The organism is Myxococcales bacterium, from assembly GCA_016720545.1.
Taxonomy (GTDB): domain Bacteria; phylum Myxococcota_A; class Polyangia; order Polyangiales; family Polyangiaceae; genus JAAFHV01.
Genome location: JADKKK010000009.1, coordinates 128,628 through 148,123 on the forward strand (window position 1 = coordinate 128,628; position 19,496 = coordinate 148,123).

A 19,496-nucleotide genomic window follows, 5' to 3' on the forward strand; every position below is an offset into this window, starting at 1 on the left:
GGACGTCGTTCCGCGCGGTGGAGGCGGCGCTTTGCGCTCAGGGGACAGTGGTTTCGGGTGTGACCGCGCGAGAACGCCGACCCTCGAACATGAGTATCCTCCCACCGCCGCCGAAGACGGGACACCCCCTCGCTCCCTTGTGGCGAAAGGCCGAGCCGGGCGACTTCTGTAAGGGATCACGCTTCCAGGAGACTAGCCGTTCGTTCGACGCCGAGCGTGTGCGTCAGTCGCCGCCCGCGTCGCCGGGCGCGGCGTCGGCCCCGGCGTCCGGTGGAGGCGCGGCGTCGGCCCCGGCGTCCGGTGGAGTCGCGGCGTCCTCCGAGGGCGCGGCGTCGGTCCCGGCGTCCACCGGGGGCTTTGGGACGCCGCACGAGCCGCAGTCGTCCGGCACCTGCGCTCCGTCGCGAATCCAGAGGCGGAGCATCTCGCGCTCGGCGAACGTGAGCGGCAGGCTACGGTAGTCCCGGAACCCGGTCGGGAAGGGCATCTCACGGCCGAGGATGGCGTCGCGGAGCACCTGCTGCTCACGCTCGCTGGGCGCAGGAGTGACGCCTCCGGTCGCCGGCAGGTACTCGGGGGCGACCGGGCCGCCCTTCGCGCAAACGAACGGCGCGAACGGCGCCGAAGGCGGCGCGACCGGCGGCGGCGCCAGGAGCACCTTGTAGAGGAGCCAGCTGTTCCCCGGGTCTCCCGGCTTCACGAGCGGCATGTTGACGCCGAACACGCGCGGGGTCGGGGTCGGCGTGTCGGTGGCGCCCGTGTTCGCGCCCTGGGCGACGCGGCCGTCGTCGTTGCCGCGGGCCGTGCCCCGGAACCCAGCGGCCGTGGTGAGCATCAGCCCGGCCGCCTGCTTGCCGCCCGCGCCGTGGCAGGTGTCGCCGTCGCACTTGCCGAGGAAGATCGGGGCGATATCGTTGCAGAAGCTCGGCTTCGGGTCGGGCACGGCGCCCCGGCCCGTCACGAGGAAGGTGATCTCCACCGGCTCGGCGAGGGTCGCGCCGTCGAGCGCGCGCAGGCCGTCCTCACCCTCCTGCGCCACGCTGAGCTGCACGCGGTAGGTCTGCCCCTCGACGAGCCACGGGGCGCCCCCGTCCCCCGCCTCGTTGGGGCTCAGCACGTTGAGCGTGCGCGCGACCGGGTCGTACTGCACCCTCGGCGACCCCGTGCTCGCGCCGGTCGCCGTCACGATGCGGATCGACTGGCGGATCCCGGTAGACGGGAGGAGGTACCGGTTGAACGCGATCTGGACCGCGCCGTCGACCGGCAGCGGGCGGTTCGTTCCAACGTTGGAGCCCACCACACGGAGCGGTTCGGTCGGCTGGGTCGCCGGGTCCTTGCGGAAGGTCCCCGCGTCGCACCCCTGGCCGACTGTGAGCCCTGCGACCGCCGCGAGCGTCACCGCGAGAGTGACCAGCGTTCGGGACGGCGCGGGGGCGCGTAACCTGGCGAAAGAAAGGGAGAAGCGAGACGTCAGCTGTCGGAGTAGGTCGTGAGCTCCTGGCGAACCACCTGCTCGTTGATGCCGCTGCGGAGGTGCTCCTTCAGCACGTCGGCCAGCGCCAGCAGGAGGTCGTCCACGCCCTTGTCCTCGATCAGCTTCTGCAGGAGCGCCTTCGCCTCCTTGCTGTTGTCCCCCCGCAAGTACTGGCGAACCTGCTCGATCGAGATCTCGCCCTGGAAATCCAGGTACATGTTCTCCAAGAGATACCGAACAAGCTCTTGCACAGGAGGACTCCTCTTCTCCCTCGGGAAGGTCCGGGGGGTTTAGGCTATAGCCCCGCGGGCCGGGCTCTTGCAAGGAAAGGTGTGTGCCTGTGCCCGCGTCGGCGACGGGCTCGTGTGGGAGCTCGGGATCGAGGTCAGGGCGCGGCTTCGTCAGCGGCATCGGTCGAGCTTCCCGTCCTGAGGGTCGTGGCACACGTAGCAGGGGCGCGGGTTGCGCGAGAACTGCGACTGGCAGCCGGCGAGGAACCCGCCCTGGTGGGGGTTGAACCCGCCCCCGATGCCCTGGCCGCCGTGGCACACGACGCAGTCACGCTCGACGTGGCACGACACGCACGCGTTCAGGTTGCGCTTGGCCTCTTGCGAGTGGTGGCCGGGCTGGCGCGGCGGATCGCTCCAGACCGCCTTCGGCGGGTGGAATCGACCGGCCGACCGCACGTCGCCGGGGCCGCTCATGGTGATGCCCAGGCGCTGGTGGCACTGGAGGCAGAAGCTCTGCTCGCGGTGGCAGCTCTGGCACTTCTGCATGCCTAGGCGCGCCTCCACCGGGTGCATGGAGATGTAGTCGTTCGGGTGGATGTTGCGCGGGCGCACCCGGCCGTCGTGGCAGGCGGTGCAGAAGTCTTCCTTGTGGCAGTTCGCGCAAAGCTGCGAGTCGTTGGCGGCCACCATCTTGTGGCGTTCGAGGAAATCGGGCGTGTGCCCGGCGTTGTGCATCCACCGTGGCGGCTTCAGCGTGCCGCTGGGGAACGCGATCTTCATCTTGCCGCCGGTCGACGCCCCGCCGCTGATGTGGCAGTTCTCGCACTCGCCCTTCGCCGTGCCGCGCGCGGCGGCGTCGGGGTACTGGTGGCAGCCAAAGCAGCCGCGCATGCGGGGGAGCTGATCGCGCGTCGCCAGCTCGAGCTCCTGCACGTCGCCGTGGCACTGCTGGCAGTTGATGTTCTTGTCGGCGTGCTTCTTGTGGTTGAAGATCATGTTCGCCCGAGGGAGCACGAGCTTCGCGACGCGGTTGCCGTCGGTCGGCTTGTAGCCCTCGTGGCAGAACGCGCACTGCCCCGTGAGGTCGTCGCCGGGCTTCACGGCGGCGAGGTTCGCGTGGTCGGTGCCGTGGCAGTTGTCGCAGGTGGCCGGAGCCGGCACGAGGCGGTCCTGCGCCGACTGGCTCGTGAGCGCGCTCTTGTGGCACGAGGTGCACTTCGCGCCCACGCGGGTCATGTGGAGCTTGTGGTTGAAGCGGATCGTGAGCGACTGAGGCGGGTAGATGGCCTCGCTCGGGCCGGTGTCCGGCTCGAAGGCGCCCGGCGGCAGCCACTTGAGCGGCACCTTGGCGCCACCGGCGAGCGGCGCGTGGCCGCTCGAGAACGAGCTCGGGATGACCAGGCCGCCGCGCGCGATGACCGCCGCCGCGCCGGCGGGCGTCGGGGCCGAGGCGGCGGCCGCCCCGCTCGGCGCAGAGGGCGCGCCCGGCGCCGCGGTGGGCGCGGAGTCGGCGAGCGCGAGCGAGAGCGCCCCCACCACCCCGAGCACCAGCGCGAGCGTGAACGTCGCGAAAGAGGCGAAGGAGGCCGCCAGCGGCTTCGAGGCCTTGCGGGTCATTTCGTCACCGCCAGGGAGAGCCACGCCATGAGGCGGAAGCGGTTGCCGACCACGCGGTTGATATCATGTTCGAACTCGACGATGGCCTTCGATCGGGACGTGAAGAGGTAGCCGGCGCCGAGCACGTACTGGAAGCTCGTCGCGCTGCGATCGGGGCGCAGCGAGTCTTTCCAGTACCAAGCGCCCGCGCGCGCGGAGAGCAGGTAGCGATCGTTGAAGGTGCGGTCGATGGTTGCGTCGCCGCCGCCGCGCCCGCCCGTGCCGCCGCCGTCGCCCACGGCCTTGGCGGTGACTGCGCCTTTGCCGTAGCGGTAGCGCCCCGAGAGGCTGCCTCCGCCGTTCACGTAGAGGGGGCTCGCCGGGTAGAAGTTGGGGGCGGCGAGGGGGCTCGTGTTCGCGCTCAGGTCGGTCTCGCCCCGCTCCGCGCTGGGCTTCACCTCCGACGCGGTCTGGTTCGTGAACATGCGCACGTGGCCGCCCGTCGAGAACGCGAGCGCGTCGGTCGGCTGGTACGAGGCGCGCGCGCCGAGGTCGCTCGTGGGTCCGGCGACGAAGAAATTCCAGATGCTGTCGCCGTCGAAGGTGGGGCGGATGTGATCGAAGTCGGCGCCCAGGGTAAGCTTCTGGGTGGCGTAAAAGTCGGTGGAGACGAAGGCTTGGCTGAGCTTCTTGACGTAGAGGTCGTAGGCCAGCCCCGCCTTCACGCCGCCGACGTTCGGCAGGCTGGCGTCCACGGCGTAGCCGAGCCGCTCCTGCGAGATGCGCGAGCCGACGTACTTGGCCGGCTCCCGGAGACCCTCGGCGAACGGGCTCAGCCCCGATTCGCCTGTATTATACACGCGTCGGTAGGTGAGCCGCGTGTGCACGTAGCTCGTGCCGGTCGACTCGATGGCGGCGCCGAAGGCGGGCGCGATCGCCGAGGGCTGGTACGAGGGATAGAGGCCGTTCGGGTAGTCGCTGCGGTTGCCCCGCCAGATGCCGTCGCGTTCGAACCGCGGCGTCGAGAGCGGCAGCCCGCCGCGCTGCTCGAGCCCGCCGTAGGCCTCGACCGCGACGAAATAGGGCGTGGTGGCGCGCACCGTGGCGCCGTCGAACGACCACCACCCGAGCACGTCGGTCACGTACTGGCGCCCGAGCTTGAAGCCGAGCACACCGTTCGCGAAGCGGCGCCCCTCGACGTACGCGTACATGAGGTCGACCGGCCCCCGGTTGAACCCCGGCACGAGGGTCTCGGGGCTGGCCGCGTCGGCCTGGGACGCCGAGCCGCCGTAGTCGGAGTCGAACCGGAGCCGCGCGCGGAACACGAGCTCGGGCGCGAGGGGGTCCTGCGCGCGGACCTTGTCTTTGTCGAGGAGATCGTAGGCCGACACACCCAACGTGGTCATGAAGCGCCGGCGCGAGAGCACCTGCTGGCCGTTCGGGCTCGTGACTTGGTAAAACTGGGCGGCCGTCTCGCTCGTGACCTCGGGCTCGAGGGCCCGCGCGGGCGCCGCGGTGGCGAGCCCCCCGACGAGCGCGATCGCGCCCAGCGCGAGCGCTCCGGGGCGTCGTGTGCGCGCGGGGCGTGCGCGCGGAGGCTCTCGGAGGAGGGGGTGAGGAGGGGGGCGGGCTGTCACGGGGTTGCGGCGGGCGGGAAGCAGGGACGTTTGGGCGGTAGGCGATGAGGCGGCGGGCGAGCGGCGCCCGGTGCCTCAGGCGGTGGGGGGGGAGGCCGTCGCCTCTGGATCGCTGGAGCGGCGACCGCCGAACGACGCGACGAGCTGGTCGTCGAAGACGTCTGCGAGCGCCGCGACCTGCCGGATGGCGTAGAGGACCTCGCCCTCGTCGAGGTCCTGCGTGGGTCGTTCGGACACGAGCACGATCGAGTCGCCAAGGACGCCGAACGCGCAGGCCGCCAGGCCGGCCGCGTTCAGCTCCAATACGCGGAGGAAGAGCGCCTCGCGCGGGACGTCGCTGCCCTCGTCGGCGAACGCCACGACCGGCGCTACGACGCGGAGGTGCTGCGCCGGGTGGCCCGTGATCTCGCGCGTCACGAGCGCGACGAGCGCCCTCGCGCTGCCCCGCTTCATCGCCCACGCGCACTCGGCGTCGGGCCGCGACACGAGGATCTCGTCGGGCACGAGCCCGAGCGTGCGAAGCGCGCTCTCCACGACGGCCCGCGCGTCGGGCGCGGTCACCACGCGAGGCTCTCTCTGTGGCTGCGGGGATTCTTCTGCGCTCACGCCTTACGTTCGCATCGATCTTCGGGGCCTGGCAAGCATGCACCGCAGGTCACTCCGCGTGCCCGCGTGCCCGCGTGCCCGCGTGCCACGTGGCCGAGGGACGAGTCGAAGCGACTCGCGCGAACGCCCGCGCGAGCCCCCGAGCGGGCTGTGGTATGGTGGGGTATGCGCAGGCACTTGCTCCCTCTCGTGGCGCTCGTCTTGGTCGCGTGCTCCACGGGGGTCTCGGTCACGCCCGACGCGGGCGACGATGCTGGCGTCGACGCGGGGATCCCGGACGGCGCGATCGCCGCTGACACCGGCGTCGACGCGAGTGACGTGGGAAACCCGGACAGCGCGAGTGACGCGGGCAACCCGGACAGCGCGAGTGACGCGGGCAACCCGGACAGCGCGAGTGACGCGGGCGACGCCGCCGTCCGGACCAGCACCGGCGGCTCCGGCGGTGTCGCCTGCACGCGCACGGGCACGCTCGCCTCCGGCCGCACATACTGCGTGGGCGTGCTCGGGGGCTCCGAGTTCAAGCTCGAGCTCCCGCCAGCGCCCACCGGCCCGCTGCGGCTCGTGGCGTTCCTCCACGGTGACGGCGCCGTCGCGTACCTCGACGACAGCACCATGGAAGCCCTCGTCCCCTGGGCCGACGCGCACGGCGCCGCCGTGCTGGCCGTGAAGTCACCCAACGCGTGCGCGTGGTGGCAGCACCCGACGCAGACCGACTGCACCCCGACCGCGCCGTTCATGCCGGATCTCGACGGCCTCAACGCCGACGCGCTGCGGGCCGTGCTCGACGGCGTGCGCGCCGGGTACGACGTCACCCTGGGGCCAGCCTTCTACTACGGGAGCTCCGGGGGCTCGGTGTTCCTCACCCGGTCGTTCTTGCGACGTTTCGGCGATCGTTATCCTGGCTACTACGCGCTCAACTGCGGCGGCGAGAAGTCACCCAAGTCCTTCGAGTGGGACGTCATGAACCCCGCGAAGCGAGGCCCCACCCGGCTCTACTTCACGTACGGCGATTTGGACTTTCTCCGGTCCGACATCGAGGTGGCGATTCCTTATTTCGCCGGCCTGGGGTTCCCCACCGACTCGGTGATGCTCACGGCGACCGAGCACTGCGCGTTCGACACCAACGGGCGCGCGCAGGCCGTGTTCTCCGCCGCGCTCGGCGAGTGAGCCTCCACGCCCATTTCGCGCAGGCGCCCGCCCTGCACTGGCCACCTCCGCTGTCGACGCGGAGCTGAACCTCGTACATGCCGGGCGTGTTTCCGACTCGCTCTTTCGCTCGGTCACGCGCTTGTTCCGTGGAACGAGCACGGCCCCGCAGGCCACCTTCCCCTCGGGCCCGCCCGCGGCGAAGATGGCGGCCTTGCTCCTCCGTGCCCGCGCCCTCCACCTCGCCCTGCTCCGCGTCTCCGTCGTGCTGGTGACGCTCGTGTCGCCGGAGCCCGAGCTCGCGCGCGGCGTGGCCAAGGCGCCCTCCGCGCTCCGGTTCTTCCCCGACGGGCTCCGCCTCGCGGCGAGCTGGCTGCCCGCCTCTCCGTCGTCCGTCGAGGTCTCCCGCGCCGTGTTCTATTCCGCGGGCGGGCTCGCGCTCGTGGGCCTCTTCACGCGGCCCGCGCTCCTCGCGTTCGGGCTGGCCGCGCTCCATCTCTTCGCGCTCTGCCAGCTCACCGGCGAGGTCGTGCACGACATGCACCTCGTGTGGCTGCTCGCGCTCCTTGCGGCCAGCCCGGCGGGCGACGCGCTCTCGGTCGACGCCGCCCTCGCGCGCCGGCGTCCGTCGCGTAGGCGCGATCCCGCCTACGAGCTCGCGCTCCTGTTCGCGCGCGCCCTCCTCGGGGTCGTCTACTTCTTCCCCGGGTTCTGGAAGCTCGCGACCTCCGGCCTCGCCTGGATCACGAGCGATAACGTACGAAACCAGATGTACTGGAAGTGGGCCCAGTGGGGCGGGACGCCGCCCCCCGTGCGTGTCGACCTCGTGCCGGGGCTCGTCGAGGTGGGCGCAGCCTGCGTGGTGGCGTTCGAGCTCGGCTTCTTCTTCTTCGCGTTCGCGCCGCGCGCACGCCGCCCCCTCGCGTTCGGTGGCCTCGTCTTTCACCAGCTCACCGAGGTGTTCTTTCACATTCGGTTCGCGAGTTTGTATGCATGTTACACGTGTCTCGTGGCCGACGGTGGCCGCCGGGGCGTGCGCGGGCGCTGGTTGACGTGTCGCAGCGCGCCGGTTGTCGCGGTGGGCGCGGTGTTGCTCTCCGCGGCGACGGTGCAGGGCGCGCGCGGCGCCACCCAGAGCTATCCGTTCGCCTGCTACCCGACCTTCGCGCACACGCTTGGGCCGGAGATGCCGGACGTCCGGCTCGTCGCGCTCTCCGCCAGCGGCGAGGTGGGGGGTGAGGTCCTCTTGCCGCGCGTGGCGCGGTCGCAGTCCGACTGGGGCATGGCCTGGCAGATCGCGGGCCTGTGGGGCACCCCCGCCAGCCCCGACGCCGTCGCGGCGTTCGCGAGACGCGATCTCGCCGCCCTCTCCGAGGATCCCGCGGTGCGGGCGCTTCGCGAGTCCGGCCGGCTCCACGCCGTGCGCGCGCACCTGGCATGGCAGCCGGTCGAGCCTGGGCGACTCGGCGATCCTCCGCGGCTCGGGAGCGCGCTGGGGTTCGTTCCGCTGGCGCCCTGAGGCGCGGCTGCCGCGCTCTACGCGGCGGTCGTCGGGTCGATGCCGCGCTCGCGCAGCGGCGCGAGCACCTTGTCATCCATCGAGCGCTTGGCCAGCGCGAGGTACGCGCTCGACTCCATCCACGCGAGCGCCTCGCCCGCCGTGTCGGTGCGGGGGGGACGCTCGCGATGGCGCTTGCGGATGTCGGCCCACTGCGCCTCGATCGCGTCGGTGGCCATGCGCGCGTGGCGCGAGAGGTGCGCGCGGTCGGCGTCGGTGAGCTTGTCGTCGGCCCAGTCGAGGAACGCGAAGCCGAACGTCCCATGGGAGGCCTCGTCACGCACGATGCGGCCAAGCACGGCTCGCGGAAGCGGGTGCTTCGCAGCCTTCCACGTGCCGCGCAGGAGCGGGATCGACAGCGCCTCGCCCACGCAAAAAAACCTCACCGCCAGCTCGGCCGCTCGGAGCAACGGCGGGGTGCTCGGATCGGCGTCGAGCACCATCGCGTCCGGATCGTGGACGATCTCCGTGCCACCCCCGAGCTCCATCGCCATGCGCGCGCACAGCTCCACGTGCACCATCTCGTCGAGAGGGAAGCGCGACGCCACCCCGATGAGGTCGACCGGCGCGCGGCACTCGATGAGCGCCCGCAGCGTGGCAGCGCAGGCGATGGCGGTCCGATGCTCCTGGAAGGCCGCGCCAGTCCACGCGCGGCGCCCCGACACGAGCTGCTCCTCCGAGATGCCCGAGAGGTCGAGCGTGCCCCACGGCATCGCCTCCACCTCGGGCCGCATGCGGCGGTAGCGACGCTCCATGCCGCCACCGTAGAGCTCGAGCTCGAAGAGCTCAGCGCCCACGGAGGCTCCCGGCCTTTGGCCTATACAGCATGCGTGAATCCTCTGAAATTAGCTACTTGGCCAGGGGGAGTGGTGGCTTCGGGGGTGGTGGTGGCGGCATGAGGTTGCCCGGCGGGTGCGCCGTTGGCTTCGGGGGTGGCGGCTTCAGGGGCGCCGCGGTCTGCACGGGCTTCGCCCTCGCGTCCACCGGGGGCGTCGCCGCGTCTGCGGGCGCCTTCACCTCGACGGGGTCGGCGCCTCCGTCGACTTGGGGCGGCGGCGCGACGAGGTTGCCCGAGGTCACCATGGAGGGATCTGGCGGCGGCGCGACGAGGTTGCCCGGCGGGTAGGCGTCGCGCTTGTCGCAAGCGTAGAGCACCGAGGCCACCCCGATCGAGGCCACGAGGAGCTTGCGGCTCTGCACGACGCGCTTCTTCATGCACCCCAATCTATCGGCCTTCGCCGCGCGACGCGAGGGTTCCGTCCAAGGGCTCGCGTTCAGTCGCGCCCGCCGTCGGCCGGCCCGGCCGCGTCGCCCGCGTCGCCCGCGTCGGGCGGCGGGGGCGGCATGAGGTTGCCGGAGGTCGGCGGGACGTCGGGCGCCGCGTCGCGCGGGGGCGTCGCGTCGATGGGAGGAGGGACGAGGTTGCCGGAGGACACGAGCCGATCGGCCGCCGCGTCGGCGCCGCCAGCTCCTGCGTCGGTGCTCGCCACCTCTCCGGAGCAGGCGACGTAACTGACGGCGGCCACCCCAAGAGAGGCGACGAGGAGCTTCTTACCTACGACCGAGCGCTTCTTCATGGGTTCCTCCCCGCATTGTCGCACAGCTCCGCCGCGGGCGCACGGGTCGCGCGCCTCGATCGAGCGCTCCGCCCATGCCGGTCCTTGACCCGCCTCGGCGTAAGGTGGCACCCTGACGGCGCCTCTCGTCCGCCGCCCCGCCGCGCGCGCTCCGTCGGAGCCCGCGCGTGCGCCGCCGCCGAACGGAGTCCTCGCTCGTCGCTCCGGAGCCCGAATGTCTGAATCGCAGCAGCGCTACCGCGTCCTCCAGAAGCTCGAAGCGGGCGGCATGGCGGAGGTCTTTCGCGCCGAGAGCGAGGGGCTCCAGGGCTTCAAGAAGCAGGTCGCCATCAAGCGCGTCTTGCCGGATCTCGGCAAGAAGAAGAAGTTCATCTCGATGTTCCTGGACGAGGCCCGCCTGTCGGCGCAGCTCTCGCACTCGAACTGCGTGCAGGTCTTCGATATCGGCGCGGGCGACGGCGCCTACTTCATCGTCATGGAGTTCGTCGACGGCGCCGACCTGAAGGCGATCGCCGAGTCGATGAAGAAGCAGAACCGCGAGTTCTCCGTGCAGGCCGCGGCCTTCATCGCCCTCGAGATCTGCAAAGGCCTGTCGTACGCGCACGAGGTGCGCGACGAGTCAGGCGCTCCCCTCCACATCGTCCACCGCGACATGTCGCCGCCGAACGTGCTCATTACGAAGTACGGCGAGATCAAGATCGTGGACTTCGGGCTCGCGAAGGCGAGCTCCCAGCTCGAGAAGTCCGAGCCCGGCATCATCAAAGGGAAGTTCTCCTACCTGTCGCCGGAGGCGGCGATGGGGCAGGAGGTCGACCTCCGCACCGACATCTACGCTGTGGGCATCATCCTGTGGGAGTTGCTCACGCAGCAGCGGCTCTTCCTGGGTGAGACCGACTACCAGACCGTCAAGAAGGTTCAGGACTCGGTCATCCCGTCGATCTCGCAGATCAACACCAAGGTGCCACGCGAGCTCGAGCGCATCCTCAACAAGACGCTCCAGCGCGACCCGGCCGCCCGCTACCAGACCGCCCGCGAGCTGGGCCAGGAGCTCGCGCGCTTCCTCTACACGTTCGGCCAGCCGGTCAGCACCTTCGACATCGCGGAGATCGTCACCGTCGCCATCCGCGACCGCGAGAAGGTCCGCGCTCCCCAAGGCTCCAAGATCGACAAGCTGATCGAGGAGGCGCTCTTCGAGTTCACCTCGCTCCGCGACGACGAGGACTCGGGCGACCCCGCCGCGCAGTCCGAGGGCGTGCAGCCGCTCCACGGCAACTCGTTCGTCGACCCCACCAACTGGGCGAACGAGCTGAACCTCGGCGCCGACCTGTCGCGCTCCACGTCGACCCTCGCCGACTCGCTCCCCAACATCGCCGACGGCAACCTCTCCGCGCTCGAGGATCACGAGCCGCTCCAGGTCGCGTCGAGCAAGAACCCGCAGGGCGTGGCGGCGGCGGCGAACGCGCAGCCGACCGCGACCTCCGGAGCGGCGACCGCGCCGACGGCCCTCGTCGCGGCTCCCGCGGCGAAGAAGGGCGGCGTGGGCGCCGGGGCGATCGGTCTCGTCGTCACGCTGCTCCTCGCGGCTGCCGCGGGCGCCGCCTACTTCGGCGGGGTCTTCGGCCGCAAGTAGGAGCGCGCTCACAAGGATTCTCCGGGCTAGCGGGAAGCGCGCGAGGCGACGAGCTCCACCTCGTCGGGGGACTTCACCACGAGGTCGAGGTCGACCGTCACCACCCTCCCGCGAAACGACGCCGCGAGCGCGGTGCACGAGGCGTCGTCGGGGAACGAGACGCGCAGCGGATGCGAGGTGGTCCGCCCCAGCACGAAGCCCGCGTCGCACGACCCCGAGAGAGGGTCCTCCCGGTAGCCGTCATTCCCGCCGACTCTGCCTCCGCCGAGCATGGCCACGCGGTCCAGCGTGAAGCGCTCGCCCGCCGCCGCGCAGCGCCCCAGGTCGCGCCTCACGACGCGGTCGAGGGACCTCGAGCAGTCGGCCACGCCGTCGGTGCAGGACGGGTCCTCTTCGCGTCGGACGGTCACCTTCGACTCGCAGAAGTAGGTGTGCTCGTACCCGAGGAGGGAGTGCCCCTCGGTGCTGAGCTCGTCGGGCCCGAAGCCTCCCGCGGGGCGAATGACGGGAAACGGCGACACGGTGACGACCCGCTCGGCGCTGCCGGAGCAGCCGCCGAGCAGGAGCACCGCGAGACCCAGCGAGGCGGAGAGAGGGGCGTTCATTCCCGCAGCGTTCTGCAAGGAGCGGGCCACGCGACAAACCTCGGGCCGCGCGCGGCTCCTCGTGGCGTTCGGCACACGCTGGCACTCGCCTCGCCGCCCCGGAGACCGCGCGCGCCCGCGCCCGCCGCATCGAACAGGGGGACCTCGTAGCGCTTGCCGCGGTAGGGGATGCGCTCGGCGCCGTGCGCAGGCGCTGCGGCAGGCTCAGATGGTCTCGTAGTCATGCGGCCCCTCGGCTCCTCGCTCGGCAAACCATCGCTTCGCCGCCTCGAGGTGGAGCGGAAAGGCGAACACCTCGGCGAGGCGCGCTGGACCGAAGACGAGGCCCCGCTCGAGGGTCTCGGAGTTCGCCGCGAACGCGCCCAGCTGCCCCCCGTGGAGGGGGTCGCCCGCGAGGAAGAGCAAGACCCGGTTCGGCCGCGGGTCCGTCGAGGTGAAGCCGAACGGCCGCAGGCGCTCCGAGGCGACGATCACATTCGTCTCCTCGCGCATCTCGCGGGCGCCGCCCTCCTGAACGGTCTCGTGGTCTTCCACGAACCCCCCGACCAGCGCCAAGAGACCCCGCCGCGGTTCGATGCCGCGCCGCACGACGAGCAGCCCGGTGCGGTCGCCCTTCAACACGGGCTGAAGCACGACCGCCACCGGAATGGGGTTCGACCACACGGTGGTGGCGCAGCTCGGGCAGGTGCGCGGGTAGCCTGGCTCGCCCACCGGCCCGGTCGGCGTGGGCATCGCGGTCCCGCAATACGAACAATAGGAGTCTTTGCGGAGTCCTTGCGGCGTCATTGGGCTCACCTTGGTCGATGTCAGAGGATCGGGTCGCCGGCATTCGGCAGTAGCGATGAGAGGCTGTCGAGGGCCGACACGTTCGCGATGGCGGCCTCGTCGATCGCGCCCACGCGTGCATCCTGCACGAACGCGCGGAGCTGCGCCACGTAGGGGTTCTCGGGCTCGAAGGGCAGGGGAACCAGCGTGACCTCGGCGGCGGTCGGTCGCGCCCTCGAGGAGAAGCCTCCCCGACACCTCGGCCGGCGAAGCGCCGAGCAGCCACGCGCAGAGGTCGAGGCCGTGCGTGCGGAGCGCGGCCATCGCGAAGAACCGCGCGCCCTCGCCGCGCGCGGTGGCCCGCGTGGTGGCGCAGGTGATACCCGACTCGAACACGGGGGCGCCGAGCCTGATCGGCGCGGAGCCGCGCTGCGCTCGCGAGGGCACGCGCGTGGTGGGCCGCGGCGTCGCCCGCGCCTACGAGGCCGATGCGGAGCATCGATGCATGATACACGCGGACGACGGGGGCGCCTCCCCTGACGTCGCCGTCCCTCGGTGCGGGAGTCGCTCGCGTGGTGGCCCCACGGCGGGCCCCGCGACGCGGCAGAGCCAAAGAAAAGCGACGGGCACCCGGTTGGGACTTTGCGAGGCGCCCAGGAAGCGCTATCTCGCTCGGCTTGAGGAAGTGCCTCCGCGCGCGCGGTGGGCGGAGTACGACGAGGCTCCCGAGCCGCCTGAACCAGGCGGCGACGGGACCCGAGCCAGGAGAGATCATGAGCCGTTATCAGTTCACGTCGGAGTCGGTCACCGAGGGGCATCCGGACAAGCTTTGCGACCACGTCTCCGACGCGGTCCTCGACGCCATCTTGGCGCAAGACCCCAAGGCCCGCGTCGCCTGCGAGACCCTCGCGAAGACCGGCATGGTCGTGCTCGCGGGCGAGATCACCACCACCGCCCGCCTCGACTACCCCACCATCGTGCGCAAGACCGTGGCCGACATCGGCTACACGCACTCGGACATGGGCTTCGACGCGACCACCTGCGCCGTGCTCACCGCCGTCGAGCAGCAGAGCCCCGACATCGCGCAGGGCGTGACCGAGGGCGAGGGCATGCACAAGGAGCAGGGCGCGGGCGACCAAGGCCTGATGTTCGGCTTCGCGGTGAACGAGACCCCCGAGCTCATGCCGGCGCCCATCGCGTACGCGCACCAGCTCGCCCGCGTGCTCACCCAGGTCCGAAAGAGCAAGAAGGTTGACTTCCTCCGCCCCGACGGCAAGACCCAGGTCACGCTCGAGTACGAGAACGGCAGGCCGCTCCGCATCGACGCGGTCGTGGTCTCCACGCAGCACTCGGAGAGCGTGAAGCACAAGGCGCTGAAAGAGGCCGTCATGGAGCTCGTCATCAAGAAGACGCTCCCGGCCAAGCTGCTCGACAAGAACACCAAGTTCCACGTGAACCCCACCGGGCGCTTCGTCGTCGGCGGCCCCATGGGCGACTGCGGCCTCACCGGCCGCAAGATCATCGTCGACACCTACGGCGGCATGGGTCGCCACGGCGGCGGCGCCTTCTCCGGCAAGGACCCCTCCAAGGTCGACCGCTCGGCCTGCTACTACGCGCGCTACGTCGCGAAGAACGTCGTGGCCGCGGGCCTCGCCGCCAAGTGCGAGGTGCAGATCGCCTACGCGATCGGCGTCGCGAAGCCGGTCGGCGTGCACGTCAACACCTTCGGCACCGGCACCGTCGACGACGAGGTGCTCGGCAAGTACATCCTCGCCAACTTCGACATGCGCCCGAAGGCCCTCATCGAGGAGCTGAACCTCCTCCGCCCGATCTACCTCGCCACGGCGGGCTACGGTCACTTTGGCCGCAAGGAGTTCCCCTGGGAGAGCACCGCGCGCGCCGCCAAGATGGCGGACGACCTCGGCGCCAAGGCGAAGTCCAACGGCAACGGCAAGGGCAAGTCCAAGGGCGCGGCGCAGCCCACCGCCTGACCGCACCCCGCTCGTGAGCCGAGGCGTGCCCCGCGAGAGCCGGGTACGCTTCGGCGTTTTGTAGCTTCGCGCGGTCGAGCTCGCTGTTCCGCCGCGCCGGTGCGCGACGCGGACGCTGGCGCCGCGGGCGAGACGCGGCCATCATTGGCTCCGTGCAGTCCGACTCCCCACCTCAGGAGGCGCCGGCGCGCTTGACTGCGCTCTCCCAGGCGAGCCCGCTCGGTCTCCCAGAGGCGTGGCGCTCGCGGCTCGTGGCGGCGTACGGCGAGGGACGCCGCGCGTACCACACGCTCGGCCACGTCGTGGAGGTGCTCCGGCACCTCGCGTGGGCCAAAGAGCGCCTCGGGAGCCTTCAACGCGCCGCGCTCGACGACGAGGCGTCGGTGGTGGTGGCCGTGTGGTTTCACGACGCGGTCTACGACGCGCGCGCCAAGGACAACGAGGCGCGCTCCGCGGCGCTCGCCCGCGAGGCCCTCGCCGAGGTCCCTGTCGCGGATCCCGCCCGGGTCACCGAGCTCATTCTGGCCACGGCCCGACACGGCACGATCGAGCCCGGCGCCGATCGGGACCTCGCGGTGTTCCTCGACTGCGACATGGCCATCCTCGGCGCCCGCGCGGCGGACTACGACGCGTACGAGCGCGGTGTGGCGTACGAGTACGCCGAGGCCTACCCGCCAGCCGCGTTTCGCGCGGGGCGGGCGGCGTTCCTCGAAGGCCTCGCGGCGCGCCCGCGCCTCTTCGCGACGGCGATCTTCCACGACGCCTACGACGCCACGGCGCGGGCCAATTTGCGCCGCGCGCTCGCCGCCCTGCGCACCTGACCCGCGCCTGAGGCGCCGGGGTGTGCGAGCCCAGCGATCCGAGCGGGCCCAGAAGGGCAGGGCGAGCGCTCCGTCGCGAGGGCTCGTGGTAAGCTCTGCGCTACTCCTCGAGGGCCGGTTCGTGGCACGCATGCCCAGCAAAGCGACACCGCTCCTCGCCGCGGTCGCGCTCGTCCTCTTGGCGGTGGAGAGCCGCGCCGAACCCCCGGCGCTGCCCGTCGCGGTCGAGCGCGAGGCTCGCTTCTCCTTGGTCGTCCCGGAGAGCGCGCAGGCCGTACACCGCTGCGGCGGCCCCGAGGTCTTGCGCGAGGTGGTGGAGCGGCGCCTCCGCCGCGCCGTGTTCGTCCCCGAGGGCGCGGACCGCAGCCTGTCGCTCATGGTCGACGACCTTTCGGGGCGAAAATGGCGCGCAAGGATCGTCGAGACCGATCGCGCGGGCGAGCCCCAGGGAGAGCGCACGGTCACGATCGATGCGCCCGACTGCGATCGCGGCCGCGACGCGCTCGGGGTGCTCCTGGCCATCATGATTGGCCCTCCGCGCATGGTGGCCACGCCGCCGCCACCGGCGCCACCGCCGCCGCCGCCGCCACCACCGCCGCCGCCATCCCTCCCGCCACCCCCCCCGCCCGCCGCGAACCCTCCGCTGCCCGTGGCCCCGCGCGCTCCGGTGCGGTCGCCGCTTGCCGCGAGCGGTCGGCCTCCGGCGCGCTGGCAGCTCGTGCCGAGCGTCGACGTGCTGGGCGGCACCGGGGTCCTCCCGCACGTCGCCGTGGGGTTTCAGGGGGGGCTCGCCGTCCACTTTCCCACCCACGCGGGGGCCGCGCCGTGGCTGGTGGTCCGCGGCGCCTACTGGCCACGACGGTCGACCGAGACGCTCCCCGAGGGCCGGGTCGACCGGCTCTCCTTCGCCGCGCTCGCCTGTTGGGGGTTCGGGTCGGGGGCTCCGCGGCTCGCGCTCTGCGCCGGCGTCGACGCCGGGCGCCTCACGGCCACGGCGCCCGAGCTCTCCGGGGATCGCCTCTTCGCGCGTGCGCATCTCGCCGTGCCGGTCGAGGGCCAATTCGGGCTTGGCCCCTACCGGTGGGGCGCTCTCGGCCTCGAGCCGCGCCTCACCGCGCAGCTCGCGACGCCGCTGGTGCGGGATCGCTTCACCTACGACGACGCCGCGAAGCGCGAGACGACCCTGCACCAGGCCGCGCCGGTGACCTTCCAGACCTCCGCCGGGATCGCTGCGCACTTTTTTTGAGTTCGTTTCATAATTCGGCGGCCGACCGCTCTTTCTACTCAGGATGGTATCCTTCGGCTCCACCGGTGCGCTCGCCCATGCGCCCGCGTACCTGATGAGCACGAAGCCCAGCTGCGCCGACATCTTCCGTCAGCACGGGCCCATGGTTTGGCGCTTGTTGCGGCGCCTCGGCGTGCCGGACGCCGACCTCGACGATCTCACCCAGGACGTCTTCATCGCCGTCCACCGCGGCCTCGGCACCTACGAGGAGCGCAACCAGCTTCGGGCGTGGATCTACAAAATCTGCGTGCGTGAGGTGTCTCGCTACCGCCGCGCCGCCCCGCCCCGTAGCGCTCCCCTCGACGGCGTCGACGCCCCGTCGGAGGCGGCGTCGCCCGAGGCTGCCATGGAGCGGAGCCAGGCGCGCGCGGATTTCGACAGGCTCCTGGGCGCGCTCGACGAGCCGCGTCGGGCGGTGTTCGTCCTCTACGAGATCGAGGAGCTGACCATGGCGGACGTCGCAGCGGCGGTGGGGTGCCCCGTCCAGACCGCGTATTCCCGGCTGCATTCGGCGCGCGAGCTCATCGTCGAGGCCGGCCGTCGCCTCGAGGCCGCGCGCGCACATGCTGCGCGGGAGCCGCAGCGGGGGTCCCGATGAGCGGCATGGATCCCGAGCGACTCTCCCTCGGTGGCTCGTCCGTCGTGCGCGCCGCGCTCGACGCGGAGCGGGCCGAGCCCGGACCGGACGCCGAGCGGCTCCGGCGCATCGAGGCGGCGCTGGAAGGCTCCATTCCTCCCGGTCCGCTCGGCGGGCCGGGCGGACCGGGCGCGAGCCGTGGCCCCTGGGCGCTTGGAGGACTGCTCGGTGGCGTGGCGCTCGTCGCGATTGGGCTCGCGGTCACCCCGGCGCCGTCGCCTTCGGCGCCGCGCGAGCCGGCGCGCGCGCCCCTCACGACGACGACGCCCATCGCGACGACGGCGCCGCCGGACAGTCTCGTGGTCGAGGCTGTCGCGCCGCCCGCGCCGCCCGCGCCCGCGCCTCCACGGGTCTCCGAGCCGAACGCCGCGTCGACGAGCGGCGCCCCGAAGTCGCCCGCGAAGATCGCCACCGGCCCGGCGACCGAGGGCGACGAGCTGATGCTGGTTGGCCGCGCCCAAGACGCGCTCCACGGCCGCCCCGCGGAGGCGCTCGCGCTCTGCCGTGAACACGAGCGGGGATTCCCGTCGGGGCACTTCGTTCAGGAGCGGGAGGCCATCGCGATCGAGGCCCTCGTGTACCAGAAGCGGATCGCCGAGGCCGAGCGCCGCTGGAAGAGCTTCGAGCGCGCGTACCCCACTTCGAGCCATCGCTCGCACCTCGCGGCGCTGTTCACGCCGAGCGTCCACGCCAACCCAGGGAGCGCTACGCCTTGATTTTACACAGGAATCACTTCGTTGTCCTCACGGTCTGCGCGGTCGCGCTCGTCGCCGGCGCCTGCGCGACCACGGTCAACGTGGGCGCCGAGCCGACCGCCGCGGACGCCTCGCCCCCGCCCACGTTCATCCCCCAGGTGCCCGACGGCGGTGACGCCGCGCGGTCGACCAAGGGAGAGCTCGCGTGCATCGGCACCGAGTGCCCCGCTCCCTACTCGACGTGCTCTGACAAGCCGTCGTTCAAGTGCGGCACGAACCTCCTCACCGACCCCAACAACTGCGGCGCGTGCGGCGTGGAGTGCAAGGGGTTCGACGGCATCAACATGAGCGCGAGCTGCGCGCAGGGCGCGTGCGCGTTCGAGTGCCAGACCAAAGAGATCGGCCTCGGCAACGTCTTGGTGTTCAAGAACTGCAACGGCCTGCTCGACGACGGTTGCGAGGTCAACGTCGACGCCGATCCGCAGAACTGCGGGGTCTGCGGCAACGTGTGCCCTTCCGGCACCAAATGCATCAAGGGGCGTTGCGGCTGCGGCGACGGCAAGACCGAGTGCAACGGCCGCTGCGTCGACACGCGCAACGACCGGAGCAACTGCGGGGCCTGCTCGCGCTCCTGCTCGACGAACCCCGTCGGCGGGTGCAACCCCAAGCCCCCGAACACCGACTACGGCTGCGGCAACTCGCAGTGCGACGTCCTCGCGTGCAAGGCTGGCTTCGCCGACTGCAACAACGACCTCCGAGCCGGCTGCGCCTCGGACGGTTGCGAGGTCAACATCAAGACCGACCGCAACAACTGCGGCGGCTGCGGGCTCGCGTGCGCCGCCGACCAGGAGTGCCGCGATGACGGCGCGGGCTTCCAGTGCCTCGACGTGTGCGAGAAGTCGGGACTCACGAAGTGCGGTACCTCGGGGTGCAGAGACCTCGTGAACGACAAGAGCTTCTGCGGCTCGTGCAAGATTTTCTGTCCGAACGCCCGGAACAACCAGGTGAGCTCGTGCCGTAAGGGGCTCTGCGAGCTGGAGTGCCTCCCCGGGTTCGCCGACTGCAACGGCGATCCGACGGACGGCTGCGAGATCGATCTTCGCGTGCACCCCGCGAACTGCGGCGGGTGCGGGAAAGCGTGTGACTTCGGCGCAGGACAGCCGTGCATCGACGGGAAGTGCCTCATGACGGAGTGCGAAGCCGGGGTGTCGCGATGAGGCCGTCTCACGCGCCGAGGTCGCGG

19 protein-coding genes are annotated in these 19,496 nt (G+C 71.5%); 9 read left to right on the forward strand and 10 right to left on the reverse strand.

Translation table 11 applies throughout. The annotated features are described in order from the left end of the window. Window positions 1–223: 223 nt before the first annotated feature. From IPQ09_18015 to IPQ09_18035, 5 genes are all read right to left on the reverse strand, one after another. Entirely contained in the window at window positions 224–1,399 is a 1,176-nt protein-coding gene (locus IPQ09_18015) for a hypothetical protein (protein MBL0196080.1), read from the reverse strand. A 71-nt stretch (window positions 1,400–1,470) separates the two neighbouring features. Further along, the gene (locus IPQ09_18020) at window positions 1,471–1,725 is read right to left on the reverse strand and encodes a hypothetical protein (protein MBL0196081.1); all 255 of its coding nucleotides are present in this window, start codon (window positions 1,723–1,725) and stop codon (window positions 1,471–1,473) included. 150 nt (window positions 1,726–1,875) lie between these two features. Continuing rightward, window positions 1,876–3,321, reverse strand: a complete 1,446-nt coding sequence (locus tag IPQ09_18025; protein MBL0196082.1) for a cytochrome c family protein — start codon at window positions 3,319–3,321, stop codon at window positions 1,876–1,878. Next, entirely contained in the window at window positions 3,318–4,937 is a 1,620-nt protein-coding gene (locus IPQ09_18030) for a hypothetical protein (protein MBL0196083.1), read from the reverse strand. Before IPQ09_18030 ends, IPQ09_18025 begins: the two co-directional genes overlap by 4 nt. A 75-nt stretch (window positions 4,938–5,012) precedes the next feature. Further along, window positions 5,013–5,498 carry a YbjN domain-containing protein gene (locus IPQ09_18035; protein MBL0196084.1) on the reverse strand — a complete coding sequence of 162 codons (486 nt, stop codon included), beginning with the start codon at window positions 5,496–5,498 and terminating at the stop codon, window positions 5,013–5,015. Window positions 5,499–5,720: 222 nt separating this feature from the next. On the opposite strand from IPQ09_18035, the gene IPQ09_18040 reads away from it, so the two are divergent. Further along, window positions 5,721–6,710, forward strand: a complete 990-nt coding sequence (locus tag IPQ09_18040) for a hypothetical protein (GenBank protein MBL0196085.1) — start codon at window positions 5,721–5,723, stop codon at window positions 6,708–6,710. Between the two features lie 121 nt (window positions 6,711–6,831). After that, the gene (locus IPQ09_18045; protein MBL0196086.1) at window positions 6,832–8,208 is read left to right on the forward strand and encodes an HTTM domain-containing protein; all 1,377 of its coding nucleotides are present in this window, start codon (window positions 6,832–6,834) and stop codon (window positions 8,206–8,208) included. Window positions 8,209–8,225: 17 nt separating this feature from the next. Here IPQ09_18045 and IPQ09_18050 read toward each other — a convergent pair whose 3' ends face one another. Genes IPQ09_18050 through IPQ09_18060 form a run of 3 tightly spaced genes read right to left on the reverse strand, consistent with a single transcriptional unit; the run spans window position 8,226 to window position 9,824 of the window. Beyond that, window positions 8,226–9,044, reverse strand: a complete 819-nt coding sequence (locus IPQ09_18050; protein ID MBL0196087.1) for a ferritin-like domain-containing protein — start codon at window positions 9,042–9,044, stop codon at window positions 8,226–8,228. Between the two features lie 52 nt (window positions 9,045–9,096). After that, window positions 9,097–9,462 carry a hypothetical protein gene (locus tag IPQ09_18055; protein ID MBL0196088.1) on the reverse strand — a complete coding sequence of 122 codons (366 nt, stop codon included), beginning with the start codon at window positions 9,460–9,462 and terminating at the stop codon, window positions 9,097–9,099. A 59-nt stretch (window positions 9,463–9,521) separates the two neighbouring features. Then, the gene (locus tag IPQ09_18060) at window positions 9,522–9,824 is read right to left on the reverse strand and encodes a hypothetical protein (GenBank protein MBL0196089.1); all 303 of its coding nucleotides are present in this window, start codon (window positions 9,822–9,824) and stop codon (window positions 9,522–9,524) included. 214 nt (window positions 9,825–10,038) lie between these two features. Between IPQ09_18060 and IPQ09_18065 the strand changes: the two genes are divergently transcribed. After that, window positions 10,039–11,454 (forward strand): serine/threonine protein kinase, encoded by a 1,416-nt coding sequence (locus IPQ09_18065; protein ID MBL0196090.1) that lies wholly within the window; start codon window positions 10,039–10,041, stop codon window positions 11,452–11,454. Between the two features lie 26 nt (window positions 11,455–11,480). On the opposite strand, the gene IPQ09_18070 is transcribed toward IPQ09_18065, so the two are convergent. Both IPQ09_18070 and IPQ09_18075 read right to left on the reverse strand, forming a co-directional pair. Continuing rightward, a complete protein-coding gene (locus IPQ09_18070) occupies window positions 11,481–12,059 on the reverse strand; it encodes a hypothetical protein (GenBank protein MBL0196091.1) in 579 nt (192 codons plus the stop codon). 204 nt (window positions 12,060–12,263) lie between these two features. Further along, the gene (locus IPQ09_18075) at window positions 12,264–12,845 is read right to left on the reverse strand and encodes an NUDIX domain-containing protein (GenBank protein ID MBL0196092.1); all 582 of its coding nucleotides are present in this window, start codon (window positions 12,843–12,845) and stop codon (window positions 12,264–12,266) included. A gap of 752 nt (window positions 12,846–13,597) precedes the next feature. Here IPQ09_18075 and IPQ09_18080 point away from each other — a divergent pair. The 6 genes from IPQ09_18080 (at window position 13,598) to IPQ09_18105 (ending at window position 19,470) form a co-directional block, all read left to right on the forward strand. Beyond that, complete coding sequence (locus tag IPQ09_18080; GenBank protein ID MBL0196093.1) at window positions 13,598–14,815, forward strand: methionine adenosyltransferase; 1,218 nt, start codon at window positions 13,598–13,600, stop codon at window positions 14,813–14,815. A 191-nt stretch (window positions 14,816–15,006) separates the two neighbouring features. Further along, the gene (locus IPQ09_18085; GenBank protein MBL0196094.1) at window positions 15,007–15,636 is read left to right on the forward strand and encodes a hypothetical protein; all 630 of its coding nucleotides are present in this window, start codon (window positions 15,007–15,009) and stop codon (window positions 15,634–15,636) included. 130 nt (window positions 15,637–15,766) lie between these two features. Continuing rightward, window positions 15,767–16,882: a hypothetical protein gene (locus IPQ09_18090; GenBank protein MBL0196095.1), complete on the forward strand. Its 1,116-nt coding sequence runs from the start codon at window positions 15,767–15,769 to the stop codon at window positions 16,880–16,882. 43 nt (window positions 16,883–16,925) lie between these two features. Next, window positions 16,926–17,519 carry a sigma-70 family RNA polymerase sigma factor gene (locus IPQ09_18095; GenBank protein ID MBL0196096.1) on the forward strand — a complete coding sequence of 198 codons (594 nt, stop codon included), beginning with the start codon at window positions 16,926–16,928 and terminating at the stop codon, window positions 17,517–17,519. A 5-nt stretch (window positions 17,520–17,524) separates the two neighbouring features. Further along, on the forward strand, window positions 17,525–18,274 hold the full coding sequence (locus IPQ09_18100) for a hypothetical protein (GenBank protein MBL0196097.1): 750 nt from the start codon (window positions 17,525–17,527) through the stop codon (window positions 18,272–18,274). After that, window positions 18,271–19,470: a hypothetical protein gene (locus tag IPQ09_18105; GenBank protein ID MBL0196098.1), complete on the forward strand. Its 1,200-nt coding sequence runs from the start codon at window positions 18,271–18,273 to the stop codon at window positions 19,468–19,470. Before IPQ09_18100 ends, IPQ09_18105 begins: the two co-directional genes overlap by 4 nt. The last annotated feature ends 26 nt before the right edge of the window (window positions 19,471–19,496 follow it).